Raw genomic sequence first — 15099 nt, forward strand, 5'->3', positions numbered from 1 at the left:
ACTCTTTTGTTTAATGCTCTTCGTGAGGCAATTGATGAAGAAATGGATAGAGATCCCTTAGTCTGCGTAATGGGAGAAGATGTTGGACAGTATGGGGGCTCTTATAAAGTTACGAAAGATTTATATGAAAAATATGGAGAGTTCAGAGTATTAGATACACCAATTGCTGAAAACAGTTTTACAGGTATGGCTGTTGGTGCTGCTATGACAGGTTTAAGACCAATTGTTGAAGGGATGAATATGGGTTTTTTGTTGCTTGCTTTTAATCAAATTTCCAACAATATGGGCATGCTCAGATATACGAGTGGCGGTAATTTTACTATTCCAACAGTTGTTAGAGGTCCTGGAGGAGTTGGAAGGCAATTAGGAGCTGAGCACAGTCAAAGACTTGAAGCCTATTTCCATGCAGTTCCAGGTATAAAAATTGTTGCTTGTAGCACTCCAACGAATGCTAAAGGTTTAATGAAAGCTGCAATTAGAGACAATAATCCTGTTCTTTTCTTTGAACATGTTCTTTTATATAACCTCACAGAAGAGCTTCCGGAGGGTGACTATGTTTGTGCCCTAGACCAAGCTGATCTTGTTAAGCAAGGTAGTGATATTACAATTTTGACTTATTCAAGAATGCGTCATCACTGTTTAAAAGCTGTTGAACTTCTTGAAAGTAAAGGAATTGATGTCGAATTGATTGATTTAATAAGTCTTAAGCCTTTTGATATGGAAACAATTTCTAAATCTGTAAAAAAAACACATAGAGTAATTATCGTTGAGGAATGTATGAAAACAGGTGGTATTGCAGCTGAATTGATGTCTTTAATAACTGAGAATTGTTTTAATGATTTAGATTCTCCTCCAGTACGTTTAAGCAGCCAAGACATTCCTACTCCCTATAATGGAAATTTAGAAAATTTAACTATTATTCAACCTCATCAGATTGTAGATGCTGCTGAGAAAATTGTTAATAATGGTGGAGTAGATTAATAATGGGTCGGAAGAATTATTGGTTTCTTGTCGTCGTTCTTCTTGCAGTATTAAGTATTTTTATCTGCACTAATATACCTTTCCAATTAGGATTGGATTTACGTGGAGGTAGTCAATTAACCTTAGAGGTGCAGCCTACTGACGAAATACCACAAATTACTTCTAATGAAATTGAAGGAGTTAAGGCTGTTCTTGATAAGAGGGTGAATGGATTAGGAGTTTCTGATTCTCAACTTCAAACTGTAGGAACAAATCAATTGTTATTAGAACTCCCCGGGGAACAAGATCCTTCGGGTGCGGCCAAAGTATTAGGGGAGACTGCTCTATTAGAATTTAGAATTCAGAAAAATGGTACAGAAGCTAAATTAAGAGAATTACAAACTAAACGAAGTAGTGTTGAATCTATTATTAATTTATTAGAAGAGAACAATAATTCAGCTCAATTGATAAAGGAAATCAATATTAACAATGAAATTAATCAGTTATTCGAAAAATATAATATTCAATCTGAGCAGATATTAGATGTTGCTCAATTCAATCTTCTGCGGAATAAAATAAGTACTGACATAGCAGCTCTCTTTGAGCCAACATCGCTTACTGGACAGTATTTGACAAATGCAGGAAGACGACAAGATCAAAATACCAATAATTGGGAAGTCACTTTAAGCTTCAATAATGAGGGAGGAGAATTATTTGCAGAGCTCACAAAATCCATTGCGGGAACTTCTCGATTGCTTGGAATTGTTATTGACGGGATTTCATATAGTGAGGCAAGTGTTGGTAGGCAGTTTGAATCTGCAGGTATAGCGGGTGGGGCTGCGACAATAAGTGGAAATTTTACGGCTGATGATGCTAGAAATTTAGAAGTTCAATTAAGGGGAGGTGCTCTGCCTCTACCTATTGATATTATCCAAATAAGAACAATAGGGCCTTCTTTAGGGGCTCAAAATATTCGTCTAAGTCTTTTTGCTGCTTTAACAGGCTTGATTTTTGTAGGTCTTTTTATGATTTTTATCTATAAACTAGCTGGATTTGTTGCTGTCATGGCATTGTCTTTTTATTCTCTATTCACTTTATCTATTTATGCACTACTACCAGTAACTCTTACTCTACCAGGTATTGCTGGATTTATATTAAGCATAGGAATGGCTGTAGATGCTAATGTGCTTATTTTTGAAAGATTAAAGGAAGAATTACGCAATGGAAATACATTAATTCGTTCAATAGATGCAAGTTTTAAAAACGCTTTCTCATCAATTATTGATGGTCATTTAACTACTTTAATAAGCTGCATTACATTATTTTATTTGGGTACTGGATTTGTAAAAGGTTTTGCAGCTACATTAGGTATTGGGGTTGTATTGAGCTTATTTACGGCCTTAACCTGTACAAAAGCAATATTAAAGTTCTTAATGAGTTTTCAAGGTCTTAGAAAAATTTCCAACTTTATTAATCTTAATCAGATTTCTTCACCCTCTATCAACTTTAAATAGCAACTAATTCAAATTAAATTAATTATGAAAGCTACTTTCAATGTTCAACTCTATAAAAATAGAAAGATAGTTTGGCTTGTTTCATTTTCTTTATGTTTAATATCAATAATTGGAATGTTAATTTCCCTTAAAAGCACTTCTATTAAGGCCCCTTTAAACCTTGGTTTAGATTATACCGGAGGAACTCAAATAACTTTAGAGAGGAATTGTACTGATGACTGTATTACTTTAAATACAATTGACATATCTTCTAATATAATAGCTTTAAAAAATGAGGATAAAAATTTCAGTTCTAATACTTCTCCTAATTTAACTCGATCACAAATACAATTACTTGATAATTCAAAATTAATATCAATTAGGCTCCCATTTTTAACTGCAGCTCAATCTGATTCTGTAGTTGAGCAGGTTGATAAATCTTTTGGTCCATTTAATAATGAAAATATTTCAGTTGAAATTATTGGTCCAAGTCTTGGGAGGCAGTTACTTAAAAGTAGTTTGATTTCTTTACTCTTTGCTTTTCTTGGAATAGCTTTATATATAAACTTTAGATATGATCGAAGATACTCATTCTTAGCTTTATTTGCTCTTTTGCATGACATACTTATTGTTTGTGGTGTATTTGCATGGCTGGGATATTTATTCAATGTAGAGGTCGACTCGTTATTTGCTGTTTCTCTTTTGACCATTGCAGGATATTCAGTAAACAATACTGTTGTAGTTTTTGATAGGATCAGAGAAAAAAGTTTAATAGAGAAACAATTAAGTTTTAAATATCAAATAGATAAGGCAGTTGGTGCAACGTTAACAAGGACTCTTTATACAAGTCTTACAACACTACTTCCATTAACATGTATATTAATTTTGGGAGGATCAACTTTGTATTGGTTTGCATTTGCTTTGGTAATAGGCGTTATAGCTGGTTCTTGGTCGAGCATTGCTTTAGCCCCTTCATTGTTATCAATAACAAGCAATAAAGATTTTGTCGATTAAACATGAGCTTAATTACTATAGATAGATTATTTATTTATATAAAATACAATTGGTTATATATTCTTCTAATTGTCCTTTCAATATATGATTTAAGAATAGATATTAGAATTCTGATCGATTTTTTCACTTTTTCGACTCTTGTTTATACTATTTCAGAACATCCTTTGGCAATTACGATATTAATTACAAGTCCCTCTTTTTTTAAATCCATGAAAAAGTAGTGATATAAACCAATCATATTATTTAAATTTATCAGTTTTAGGTTGTAATTATCTATTAAAAAAATGCAATTTCTATTTTTTTGCTTTTCTAGATGACTTTGGTTCAATTACTAATAATAGCTCCTCCATTTGAGTCATTAATTTTTTGACTTCTGTGGGCTCTGGGAGTGATAGCTCTTCTGTTACTCCTAAATGCATTTTTCTTAGTTCCGCTCGTAAGATTTTTAGAGATGCTTTTACCTCCTCTTTCTTTTCCTTAGCAGTTGCCATCTTTATAAATCTTGTATATCTATTATTATACACGATGTTATTAATACAATCTCTTTCAGATTCCCAAATCAAATTACTAAGGATATAATTTGATTAAAATGTAGTTCATTAAAATTGAACATTGAATTTTAAACATATTCGAACATGCAAATACTTCCATCTCATGTTTTTAACTATAAGAAGATTAAAATAGGATTTATAACTTTTTTCTTAAAGAATAAAATAACTATTATATCTTTCCTTCTTATTCTTGTCTTTATATCACTATATTTTCTTATCGATATTTCTACTCAAAGTCTAGTCGCTCATGATGAAGGACTTTATGCTAGAAGAGCAAGATTGATTGAGTCTTCTGAAAATTGGTTTTCAACCCCATTCCCTTCTCCTCACCATAAGACATTAGGGAGCTATTGGTTAATAGCATTATCTATTAGGTTGTTTGGATATAGTGAATTAGCTCTAAGACTTCCAAGTATTCTTTCTTCTTTCCTTTGCCTGATTAGCTCGTATTTAATTGCATTAAAAATTACAAATAAAAAGGCTGCATTGATTTCTTTGTTTTCACTTTCATCAATGCCATTATGGATTCAATATTCAAGATACGCTAGTCCTGATTTGCCATTTGTTTTGTGTATACTTCTTGTTATTTTATTTTTTCTTAAATCTCTTGATACTTTAGGAAATATAAGCAAGTATTTTTATATATTTTTGTCTGGCTTTTTTGTTTCTTTATCCTTTTTTGTCAGAAGTTATATGGCATTTGCTCCTCTCTTAGGACTAGCACCTTTTATTTTTTATCATTTATTTAGACAAGAAAATACTATTAAAATTTTCTTTTGTACTGGTATATTTATAGGATCTATGCCAACTTTTCTAAATCTTTATTTTGCATTTAAGAAGTTTGGAATTATTGGTATTAAAGCTCTTATTGATTTTGCAACAAAACAAGCTGTAGGAGAATATGGTTATAATAATTTTTTGCTTACTCCTTTAAATTTTCTTTATTTAACTTTTCCAGTTGGAGTGTTATTCCTTCTTGTTTTTCTTCTTGTTAGGTCAAATATTAATATAAAGTATCCATTATTGATTTATTTTTATCCTTTTATATCTTTATTTTTATTATTATGTATGTCTACTTCTTATCCTCATTATTATCTTTTCCTATTACCTTCTTTATCTATAATTTTTTCTATCTACATTACGTCTAATTCCTTTAGATACTACTTTTCAAGTTATACTATTAGTTGTTTATTGTTTATAATAATTCTATTGGTATCATCCATCCTCTTGTTTTCTATTTTTAATTATAATGATTTGGTAATTAATTATTCTTATGGAAAACCTTTAATAGTTTATATCTTAACTTCATTTCTATTGGTTTCCTACGTTACCTCAATTAGATTTCTGTTCGACTTTAAATGTTTTAGTTTTAATTTGATTAATTTCTTCTATAATATAATTATACCTCAATATATTTCTTTATCATTATTGTTTAATTTTGGTGTACTAGGTAATCCCAATTATAAAACAAAGCTATTCTTGAAAAGTGATGTTGTATCTTCAATTATTAACTCTAATACAATTTATTTATTTGGTGTAAACAGTAAAATTCAGACTTTATTATCATATTATTTGCCTTCATTCAAGGTTGTAGAGGATATAGAATCAATAAAAAAATATAAGTATGTTATCACCTCTAATAGTGATTCATTTGATAAATTAAAATCAAAACGACTTTTTATTCCTGTTAAAAAATTTGACAATCACTTATTATTAGTGAATATGGGTGAATAATATTATGTTAATTCTTTTTTATATTAAATAAAAATATCAATGAATAAAATACTTAAAAAAGCTTATGCAGAATTCTGGGTTCCTGTTATGGGAAGGTTTCTTTCTAAATTGATTCCTTTGCTTGAGGGAAAGGCTCCTGAAACTCCTCCCACATATGATATTGATGGTGATAAAACTAAATGAATAGAAGGTGATTATTCTGGCAGAGAACCACCATGACAATATCCAACTGCTAGGGAATTTATGTCAATTTCATTTTGAGATCTATTTATATTATTTGATTTTAGATATTTTGTAGTTTTATCTATGCATGTAGCACTTGATGATGTATACCTTACTATTGGGTAGATGTATAAAATTCCAGAAATTAAGATAGCTGAATAAACTATATATTTTTTATTTTCATTAATAAAGTTTACTGCTTGCTTTTTCTTTTTAAGATATTTAGAAAGCCACGCATCAGGTAATCCTATTTGAACAAATAACAGTTCAACCCACCATGGAAGATTTGTTTGGTTTTTATCTGAATTACTTTTCATAGTGATAGTTGGATTTGTCAGCCCTTTAATAAACCTTGTTTTGGGCCTTTATCACATTAATATTGTACCAAATAAAATATATCCCATTTTTATAAAAAAGGAACTCTCACCGGACCCTTTTATGAGTATTTACTCTTATTCTTCTGGTTTTCTAATTCCCTTACTCGTTTGATTGATTTTTCTATTAAAAATAGTGTATTATTTTTAAGGATGAATTGTATTCAATGGCAAAAAGACGACGTAAACTTAGTCCTGAATTAGAGAAAAACATTTCATTAGCCAAGAAGCAAATTGAATTAATTACAGCTATAATTCATGATATAGATGAGGATGATATACAGGAAGAATATAAATCTGCATTCTTGCCTGTAATGAGTGCATATATGTCACTTGATCAGATGTATAAGGAAGTTGGATTTAATGATGAGACTACTAATCTTCATCAACTATATTTGACTAATTTAGATAAATTTAAAAACGAATATGAACTTTAGATTTATCTTCTTTTTGTCCATTAGTGTAATATTATTTAGATTAGCTATATGAAATATTGATTTTTTAAATCTTAATTTATATTCTTTAGTTAAAAACAGAATTGTTGATAAATTTTAACTACTTTTTATTTATAAATTTTTTTCATTTGGCTTTGAGTAAATCCGATTTCTTTATTAACTAATCGAGCTTCTTAGTTTTCAGGGATTATATTCTCTTTAAAGATTATCTTTATGGCAGAAAATAAGTACGAAATCGATTCAGCAATGAATATGATCAAGGAAGATATCATTAGAGAACTTTTTGAATCTGTATCCAAGCAAAATAAAAATCCCTTCTATCGTCATACTTCATCTAATAACCTTTCTTTTTCCGACGACCCTTTGGATTAGTTTTATTAATTAATTCTACAATTTTATTTTCATCCAAGCTTGTAACAAGAAAAACCTCTTGTACGAGTTTTCCTTTTCTAGCAAGGAGCTTATATCCTTCATTTGTTTTGACAGTAACTTTTAGACCAAGATTCTCACCCCTACCATTAGTTTTTGACAGCGAGGCAGGCGTAATTGTCTTAATCTCATCGTTTTCCGCAATCTTTTTCAGCCATTTGATTAAGCCTTCTATGTGAGTGCTGTGATTTTGAACAAGTCTTCCCATCTTTTTTTTTGGATGTTTTTGTCTAATTTCCTAAATGGTCTGTGGATAATGACAAATTAAATCATTTTAATAAGTTATAATTTAGTAAATAATTTTAGTCATGATCTTCACTCTAGGTTGGGCTTCTCTAGCTGCTATTTTCACTTTTTCTATTGCAATGGTTGTTTGGGGTAGAAATGGTGATGGTTCTATTGATATTTAGTAAAAGTTATGCCTATAGACTTTAACCTCTATAGTTTTTTATCTTTTTTCTCAATTTCACTACTATTTTTTATCACAATTGGTGTGATTTACTTAACCTATATTGATTGGAAAGATAAAAGAAGAAAAAAGTAATTTATATTTTATTTTGATGTTATGTTTAAAGAAATAATTTCTAATGCTTGTTTCATCTTCTCAATATTTGACTTGTACATACTTATATCTTTCTCAACTCTTGAATACTGGTAGCCAAGTAATTCGGAAATATTACTTATTTCTTTATTCAAATATTCTTCATTTGCATCCTTAGATGTTGGCATTTCACTAACTAATTTGTATATACCAATAGCGCTTATGCGACTGTAGTATTGACTGCTTTTGTTGTCTTTATTTAGCTGTGAACAAAAATTATTTAAATCTTCTTTTGTAAATGATTTGGCCTTACTAAGTATTTGTTCTGATGAGCTGGTTATCTCGCTTGGATTGAAATCATTACAATTACATATTGCGTCGAATAGCTTGGTAATATGTTCGACAGGTTTATAACCATTTGTAAATTTACTAAATATTTCTAATAATCCAGTAGCGAATATTGCATCTTTCTTAAAATTCTTTTGATGACTCAGTAAGTGAAGTTCTACCAGCAGCTCATCCGCAAGTTTTCTGTAAATTGGTGGTATGACATAAGGAAATTCCTTATGGAAATCAGATTTGCTGTCTGAAATTGTTGCTCTAACGCTCAATGCCAAACCTAGATAATTCTTAAGAGACCTTAGCTTACCTCGCGACTTAGCTAGGATCATGAAAACCGACCATTACTATCGTTCAATGATTCCAATAGTTATAGAAGAATCGGGAAGAGGAGAAAGAGCCTTTGATATTTATTCAAGGCTTTTAAGAGAAAGAATAGTTTTTTTGGGTGAACCAGTTACAAGTGATTCTGCTAACAGGATTGTTGCTCAGCTCCTTTTCCTAGAGGCTGAAGATCCAGATAAAGATATTTTTCTCTACATAAATTCACCAGGTGGATCTGTTTATGACGGCCTTGGTATTTTTGACACAATGCAGCATGTAAAACCTGATATTCATACCGTTTGTGTTGGCCTTGCTGCAAGTATGGGCGCCTTCCTTCTATGTGCAGGTGCAAAAGGAAAGAGAAGCAGCTTGCTCCATTCAAGAATAATGATTCATCAGCCACTGGGAGGTGCTAGAGGACAAGCTAGCGATATAAGGATCCAAGCTGATGAAATATTGTTTGTAAAAGATAAATTAAATAAAGAATTGTCTGAAAGGACTGGTCAACCTATCGAAAGGATAAGAGAAGATACAGATAGAGATTTCTATATGTCTCCAACTGAGGCTATCGAATATGGAATTATTGATAATGTATTTAACAAGCGACCAATAAATTCAATTTAATTAAATTTTTATTTAGGATCTTGTAAAACAGGAATAAATCTATCTTTTTCGGGAACGACAGTGTATTCGGATAATACTTTGCAGAACTCATCTCCATCCATGGTTTCCTTCTCGATTAAAATTTCTACCAATTTATCCATAGCAGCTCTATTTTTTGCTACTAATTCAAGTGTTTCTTTGTAACACTGTTTGACAATTTTTCTAACTTGCTCATCGATTTGTTTTGAGATTTCATCTGATATATCAGATGTGTTCATAAGACTTCTTCCAACAAAAACTTCTTGATTGTCCCCTTCTAAAGAGACTGGACCAAGGCTGCTCATTCCAAATCTAGTGACCATTTGACGGGCCATAGAAGCAACCTGCTGTACATCACCACCAGCACCAGTTGTTACTTCTTCTCTTCCAAAAATAATATCTTCCGCAGCTCTTCCACCTAGTGCTCCCATAATTCTTGCTTTCAATTGAGCCCTACTTATTAAAGCCTGATCATCATCTGGAGAGAACCAAGTTAAACCTTTTGCTTGACCTCTAGGAATGACAGTAACTTTTTGGACTGGATCGTGATCCTTTACTAGCGAACCAATTAATGCATGACCAACTTCATGATAAGCAATTAGTCGCTTGCTTCTTCCATCAACTAAGGGTTGACCTTCCATTCCTGCAATAATGCGATCAACTGCATCATCTATTTCAGAAAGACCTATATGATTCTTTCTTCTTCTTGCAGTAAGAATTGCTGCCTCGTTAAGCAAATTGGCAAGGTCTGCGCCTGTAAAACCAGGCGTCCTTCTAGCAATACTTTCTAAAGTTAAATCCTTTTCTAATTTTTTATTTCTGGAGTGAACTTTAAGAATCGATAATCTACCTGTTATGTCTGGTGCGTCTACGGTTACTTGTCTATCAAACCTCCCTGGCCTCATCAATGCTGAGTCGAGTACATCTGGTCTATTTGTTGCAGCAATGATAATAATTCCGCTATTCCCCTCAAATCCATCCATCTCGGTCAAAAGTTGATTGAGTGTTTGTTCTCTTTCATCATTTCCTCCACCAATACCAGCACCTCTTTGTCTTCCCACTGCATCAATTTCATCTATAAAAATTAAGCAGGGACTGTTCTCTTTAGCTCTTTTAAACAAATCTCTGACACGACTTGCTCCCACACCTACAAACATTTCTACAAATTCCGAGCCTGAAAGTGAAAAGAAGGGTACACCTGCTTCTCCTGCAATTGCCTTAGCTAGAAGTGTTTTGCCTGTTCCTGGAGGTCCTACTAGTAAGACACCTCTTGGTATTTGCGCACCGACAGAAGTAAACCTTTCAGGTTGCTTGAGGAAAGTGACTACCTCCTCTAAATCTTGCTTGGCTTCATTCACTCCAGCCACATCATCGAATTTCACACCTGTTTCGGCTTCCATGGCAAATCTTGCTTTTGTTTTACCAAATTGCATTGCTTGACCTGGTCCACCTGGCATTGAATTTGATCTTCTTGAAAGTAAAATTAAGCCTCCAATTAAAATTATTGGAAATAAAAGATTGCCAAATATTCCAATTCCAGCTGGGGCTGTCCTAGGAGGATGTATGTCAAAACTGATTCCTTCTTCTTTTAATGAAGTAACTAATTCAGGAGCTAACCCTGGAAGATCAACTCTTAGCCTTTGCGCTCTATTATCTATTTCGGGGTCAACTGATTCAACGATTGCATTTCTACCTCCTTCATATATGTCAACAGAAGTGACTCTTCCAGCTTTTATATAATCAAGAAACCTTCCATAACTAATTTTAGCTGCAGGAGCATTTCTTGAAGTTGTAGAAGAGTTGGATTGAGTTACTTGAGTATTGGTTGCAGAGCCAACGATTTGCCAAGTAATTAAAACCACTATTGTTATTGGAAGCACCCAAAGAGCTATAACTTTCCATTTTTTATTCATAATCCCTTAATTTTTCATTAATTCTAGTAGGGTAAAGCCCCTTTCTGTTGGATGATTTCATCAGGTTCTCAGAAATACTAGAAAAAATATATTTTTGAGTAAAATTTTATTTCTAGTTTTTCTATTTAAGGAAATAATAGTTACAAACTTCTTAGGGCAGTAATTGGATCAAGTTTTGCAGCTCTTTTTGCAGGTAAAACGCCAAAAGTTAAACCTATTGTACTAGAAATTATAACTGTAACTAATACAGTTCCTAAACCAATTGTTGCTGGTAAAGGTGTTATTACGGCTACAATCTTGATAGTCGTAAGTCCTAAGCCTGTTCCAGCTATTCCACCCATACTAGAAAGAATTAAAGATTCAATTAGGAATTGGGTTGAAATATCTAGTCTCCTTGCACCTAGGGCTTTTCTAAGACCTATTTCTTCTGTTCTTTCACTTACAGATACCAGCATAATATTCATGATACCTATTCCACCTACTAGTAATGATATTCCACCTATTGCAGCTAGCATTAATGTTAAACCTCCCGTAATGTTTGATACTATTTGCAAAGCATCTTTTTGTGATCGAACAGCGAAGTCATCATCTCTGATTATTTTATGCCTTTGTCTCAATAAATTTGTTATTTGAAACTTTGCTGCTTTTGTTGATTTTTCATTTATTGCTTCAACACTAATGAAACTTAGGCTTATTCCATATGTTGGATCCTTACCAGTTATTCTACTGACCATTGTTGAGAGAGGAATATATGCGTTCTCATCTTGATTATTTCCAAATACTGCACCTTTAGGTTTCATAACTCCAACAATTTCAAAAGACTGATCTTTTATTCTTATTCTTTTTCCTAAACCTTCTCTGTCATTAAATAGCTTCTCTTCAAGATCTGGTCCAATAACTACAACATTTTTTGCGCCTTTAGTATCTTGATCATCAATAAAGCGTCCTTTTGCAATTTCAAAACTTCTTACAACTAAAAAATCACTTGTTACACCTGAAATAGAACTACTTGTGCTCTTTGCACCCGTTTGAATGACTTCGTTTGATGAGATTTGCGGAGCTACTCTTTTAACAGTTGGTACTTGTTGTTCTATTGCTATGGCATCCTTAAGTACTAGGTTTTTAGGGAAAGCTACTCCTCTCCTTCTTGTGTCATTATTCCCAGGTACAACAAATAAAACATTTGCTCCAAGGTTGCTTAATTGATTTTCTGCAAGGTTTTGAGCACCTCTGCCTACACCTACAAGTGTTATTACCGAAGCATTACCTATTACTATTCCAAGCATTGTTAGAAGGCTTCTAAACTTATTTGATTTCAGATTTTTTATTGCCATTCCCGAGGTTTCAGAAAGCGGGAGTTTCCTTTTCATATTTTTATTAAATGAAAGTAGTTTCAGTTTCTTCGGAACTAACTATCCCAACCTTAACTAAATCTGTTGATCCACTAACGCCTGATAAGGTTCCTGCTGTTTCTACTACTAGATCCCCTTTTTTTAGAATATTCATTTTCTTTGCCATATTCATTGCATCATCGAATGTTTTTGATGTGCTTGTTTGATTCTCAATCAGAAGTGGTGTGACTCCCCAGACAAGTTGAAGTGTACTTGCTACGGTTTTCTCATTTGTTACTGCTAAAACTGGTGTTGCAGGCCTGAATTTACTTACATTTCTTGCAGTTGCCCCACTCTTTGTTAAAGGAATTATTGCCGCTGCATTTATTTGTCTAGCGATACTACTTACAGCTGCACTTATTGCATTTGGAATAGTGCTTGGAAGATGGCTTTCCAGAGCTTTTTGTGGATAATCTCTTTCAATTCTTTTCGCAATAGTTGCCATCGTAGCTACTGCTTCAATTGGATAATCACCTACAGCAGTCTCATTGGAAAGCATTACAGCATCTGTACCGTCGAGTATTGCATTAGCTACGTCACTTACTTCAGCTCTTGTAGGCCTTGGACTTGAGGCCATTGAATCAAGCATTTGTGTGGCCGTAATAATTGGTATACCAAGGCTATTTGCCTTTTTAATAAGTTGTTTTTGCAATAATGGTACTTCTTCTGCAGGCATCTCTACACCAAGATCTCCCCTCGCTACCATTACTCCATCACATAGTTTTAAAACGGAGTCGATTTGATCAATAGCTTCGAATTTTTCAATTTTTGCAACTACAGGAGTATCAAACCCATGATTTCTAATTAAATCTTTTATCTCTATTAAATCAGAAGGATTTCTTACAAAGCTGAGCGCTACCCAATCAACACCTTGTTTTAAACCAAATGCTAGATCTTCTTTGTCTTTGTCTGTTAGAGCCCTAATAGATAGTTGAACATCCGGGAAATTAACCCCTTTATTATTAGATAGAACTCCTCCCACAGTTATTGAACAAATTAATCTTTGTTGCTTCAAATCAACTTCTTCAACTCTCATCTCTACTCTTCCGTCATCCAAAAGGATCCGATTTCCAACAGTTACTTCTTCAGCAAGTTTGTCATAAGTGACATTTGCTTGATCCTTATTACAGTCAATATTTTTTGATGTAAGAATAAACTTATCACCATTCTCAACATTAACCGGACCGTTTTTAAATCTACCTAGTCTAATTTTAGGCCCCTGAAGATCTTGGAGGATTCCTATGTGAATGCCTAGATCATCCGAAACTTTTCTAATTGTTTCTATTCTTCGAGCATGTTCATCATGGTCTCCGTGACTAAAATTTAGACGAAAGGTGGTGGCTCCAGCTTCTACTAATTTAGTTATTTGACTCGCACTTTCAGTTGCGGGCCCAATGGTGGCAACGATTTTTGTCCTTCTAGCTAGATCGAGTATTGTCATTTATGTGACTTGTGATAACAAAAAACTAACATCTGATTGTGTTTTATTTGCCAACTTTGCTTTTTCAAGAAAATAAACATGGAATTAAATGACTATCAAAGAGAATCTCGTAAGACAGCTCTCTATCCTAAAGTTGGAAGAAATGCTATCTATCCAACATTAGGTCTGGTAGGAGAAGCAGGTGAAGTTGCTGACAAAGTAAAAAAAATTCTAAGAGATAAAAATGGTGTATTTGATAAAGATAGTAAGGATGCAATTAAATTTGAATTAGGTGATGTTCTTTGGTACATATCACAACTTTCTAGCGAACTGGGATTTGAATTGGAAGAGGTAGCTAATGCAAACTTAGAAAAGCTCAACAGCCGCAAATCTCGAGGGAAAATTCAAGGGAGTGGAGATAACCGTTGATCTGAAAATTATCCATATAGTTGAAATCCTCCCATCGCTAGTGCAGCAGCATTACCAAGAATCCCTTGAACAACTCTGATAACAACAAAAGCTAAAATAGGAGATAAATCTAACCCTCCTAATGGAGGTATAATTCCTCTGAAAAAATTTAGGTAAGGATCAGTAATAGCACATAAATTTACAAGTATGGGATTACTCATATCAAGATTTGGGAACCAGGTAAGCAAAACCCTAATGATCAATATTGTTGAATAAATTCCAAGTGTTTTTAGTAGTACAAGAAGAATTGTTGGAATAATTTCGTAACCCATTAGCCTTTAATTTTTTGTATTATATTACGCCGCCTTTTTGTCTTCTGCTTGATCTGGTTCAGGTAATACAGAAAAAGTTTGATGAAATTTTTCTGAAAGTGTTAACCAGAAAGAACGTCCATCCTTCTGTCGCCTTCTTTCCACGAAGTTTTTCTCTACAAGCTCTTTAATGTGATCGTATGCACCGGATCCTCTGAGATCAACCAATTCTGATTGAAGGATCTTTTTCTTTAGTGCAATAGTTGCAAGGGTTCTTAGTGTTGCTATCGATAAATCTGCTGGGAGGAGATCTTGAACTAACTCACCAAGTCCTTGCCTTAATTCCAAACTGTAATAATTTTTACTTTCGTTTATTTCTAGAGAAGTGTCACGCTGCGCATATCCTGCCTTTAGTTCCCAGAGTGCTTTTTCAACTTCAGCAATGTCTTTATTAAGTAGATCAGCCATCTCTTTTGATGATGTTGGCCTTCCTTTGAGATAAAGGACTGCCTCTATCTTCGCTGGTAATGATATTTCTCTGCTTTCATTCATGATCTTGCGTTTAGAATTTATTTTCT

General features: G+C 33.0%; 17 protein-coding genes and 1 pseudogene. 9 read left to right on the forward strand and 9 right to left on the reverse strand.

What is annotated here, in order from left to right:
* Window positions 1-42: 42 nt before the first annotated feature.
* From AC6EIZ_RS01470 to secF, 3 genes are read left to right on the forward strand one after another with little or no spacing between them, the layout of a single operon-like run.
* The gene (locus AC6EIZ_RS01470) at window positions 43-981 is read left to right on the forward strand and encodes a pyruvate dehydrogenase complex E1 component subunit beta (RefSeq protein WP_498513150.1); all 939 of its coding nucleotides are present in this window, start codon (window positions 43-45) and stop codon (window positions 979-981) included.
* 2 nt (window positions 982-983) lie between these two features.
* Window positions 984-2474: a protein translocase subunit SecD gene (gene secD / locus AC6EIZ_RS01475; RefSeq protein ID WP_498511774.1), complete on the forward strand. Its 1491-nt coding sequence runs from the start codon at window positions 984-986 to the stop codon at window positions 2472-2474.
* Between the two features lie 24 nt (window positions 2475-2498).
* On the forward strand, window positions 2499-3467 hold the full coding sequence (secF, locus tag AC6EIZ_RS01480; protein ID WP_498511776.1) for a protein translocase subunit SecF: 969 nt from the start codon (window positions 2499-2501) through the stop codon (window positions 3465-3467).
* Window positions 3468-3760: 293 nt separating this feature from the next.
* On the opposite strand, the gene AC6EIZ_RS01485 is transcribed toward secF, so the two are convergent.
* Window positions 3761-3958: a DUF8635 family protein gene (locus tag AC6EIZ_RS01485; protein WP_498507195.1), complete on the reverse strand. Its 198-nt coding sequence runs from the start codon at window positions 3956-3958 to the stop codon at window positions 3761-3763.
* A gap of 144 nt (window positions 3959-4102) precedes the next feature.
* On the opposite strand from AC6EIZ_RS01485, the gene AC6EIZ_RS01490 reads away from it, so the two are divergent.
* Both AC6EIZ_RS01490 and AC6EIZ_RS01495 read left to right on the forward strand, forming a co-directional pair.
* On the forward strand, window positions 4103-5752 hold the full coding sequence (locus tag AC6EIZ_RS01490) for an ArnT family glycosyltransferase (protein ID WP_498511778.1): 1650 nt from the start codon (window positions 4103-4105) through the stop codon (window positions 5750-5752).
* A gap of 39 nt (window positions 5753-5791) precedes the next feature.
* The gene (locus AC6EIZ_RS01495; protein ID WP_498511780.1) at window positions 5792-5935 is read left to right on the forward strand and encodes a hypothetical protein; all 144 of its coding nucleotides are present in this window, start codon (window positions 5792-5794) and stop codon (window positions 5933-5935) included.
* Between the two features lie 11 nt (window positions 5936-5946).
* Here the strand turns inward: AC6EIZ_RS01495 and AC6EIZ_RS01500 are convergent, their stop codons facing one another.
* Window positions 5947-6291 (reverse strand): hypothetical protein, encoded by a 345-nt coding sequence (locus AC6EIZ_RS01500; protein ID WP_498511782.1) that lies wholly within the window; start codon window positions 6289-6291, stop codon window positions 5947-5949.
* Between the two features lie 224 nt (window positions 6292-6515).
* On the opposite strand from AC6EIZ_RS01500, the gene AC6EIZ_RS01505 reads away from it, so the two are divergent.
* The gene (locus AC6EIZ_RS01505) at window positions 6516-6785 is read left to right on the forward strand and encodes a hypothetical protein (protein ID WP_498511783.1); all 270 of its coding nucleotides are present in this window, start codon (window positions 6516-6518) and stop codon (window positions 6783-6785) included.
* A 352-nt stretch (window positions 6786-7137) separates the two neighbouring features.
* Here the strand turns inward: AC6EIZ_RS01505 and AC6EIZ_RS01510 are convergent, their stop codons facing one another.
* Window positions 7138-7440 carry a DUF2103 domain-containing protein gene (locus AC6EIZ_RS01510; protein ID WP_498511785.1) on the reverse strand — a complete coding sequence of 101 codons (303 nt, stop codon included), beginning with the start codon at window positions 7438-7440 and terminating at the stop codon, window positions 7138-7140.
* A gap of 100 nt (window positions 7441-7540) precedes the next feature.
* Between AC6EIZ_RS01510 and petN the strand changes: the two genes are divergently transcribed.
* The gene (petN, locus tag AC6EIZ_RS01515; protein WP_071841048.1) at window positions 7541-7642 is read left to right on the forward strand and encodes a cytochrome b6-f complex subunit PetN; all 102 of its coding nucleotides are present in this window, start codon (window positions 7541-7543) and stop codon (window positions 7640-7642) included.
* Window positions 7643-7784: 142 nt separating this feature from the next.
* Here petN and psb29 read toward each other — a convergent pair whose 3' ends face one another.
* Window positions 7785-8384, reverse strand: a complete 600-nt coding sequence (gene psb29 / locus AC6EIZ_RS01520) for a photosystem II biogenesis protein Psp29 (protein ID WP_498513152.1) — start codon at window positions 8382-8384, stop codon at window positions 7785-7787.
* 85 nt (window positions 8385-8469) lie between these two features.
* Here psb29 and clpP point away from each other — a divergent pair, with 85 nt between their 5' ends.
* Window positions 8470-9060, forward strand: coding sequence for an ATP-dependent Clp endopeptidase proteolytic subunit ClpP (gene clpP, locus AC6EIZ_RS01525; RefSeq protein WP_498511787.1), 591 nt, complete (start codon window positions 8470-8472; stop codon window positions 9058-9060).
* Window positions 9061-9068: 8 nt separating this feature from the next.
* On the opposite strand, the gene ftsH is transcribed toward clpP, so the two are convergent.
* The 3 genes and pseudogenes from ftsH to pyk all read right to left on the reverse strand — a co-directional run.
* Entirely contained in the window at window positions 9069-10991 is a 1923-nt protein-coding gene (gene ftsH, locus AC6EIZ_RS01530) for an ATP-dependent zinc metalloprotease FtsH (protein WP_498511789.1), read from the reverse strand.
* 140 nt (window positions 10992-11131) lie between these two features.
* Window positions 11132-12361: an ABC transporter permease gene (locus AC6EIZ_RS01535; RefSeq protein WP_498511791.1), complete on the reverse strand. Its 1230-nt coding sequence runs from the start codon at window positions 12359-12361 to the stop codon at window positions 11132-11134.
* A 34-nt stretch (window positions 12362-12395) separates the two neighbouring features.
* A pseudogene (pyk, locus tag AC6EIZ_RS01540) lies at window positions 12396-13823 on the reverse strand (pyruvate kinase); the annotation flags it as partial.
* 78 nt (window positions 13824-13901) lie between these two features.
* Between pyk and AC6EIZ_RS01545 the strand changes: the two are divergent.
* Window positions 13902-14231, forward strand: coding sequence for a nucleoside triphosphate pyrophosphohydrolase family protein (locus AC6EIZ_RS01545; RefSeq protein WP_498511792.1), 330 nt, complete (start codon window positions 13902-13904; stop codon window positions 14229-14231).
* An 8-nt stretch (window positions 14232-14239) separates the two neighbouring features.
* Here the strand turns inward: AC6EIZ_RS01545 and AC6EIZ_RS01550 are convergent, their stop codons facing one another.
* Both AC6EIZ_RS01550 and scpB read right to left on the reverse strand, forming a co-directional pair.
* Window positions 14240-14542, reverse strand: a complete 303-nt coding sequence (locus AC6EIZ_RS01550; RefSeq protein ID WP_498511794.1) for a YggT family protein — start codon at window positions 14540-14542, stop codon at window positions 14240-14242.
* A 24-nt stretch (window positions 14543-14566) separates the two neighbouring features.
* On the reverse strand, window positions 14567-15073 hold the full coding sequence (scpB, locus tag AC6EIZ_RS01555; protein WP_498511796.1) for an SMC-Scp complex subunit ScpB: 507 nt from the start codon (window positions 15071-15073) through the stop codon (window positions 14567-14569).
* Between the last annotated feature and the right edge of the window lie 26 nt (window positions 15074-15099).

Source organism: Prochlorococcus sp. G4PB16, from assembly GCF_059772465.1.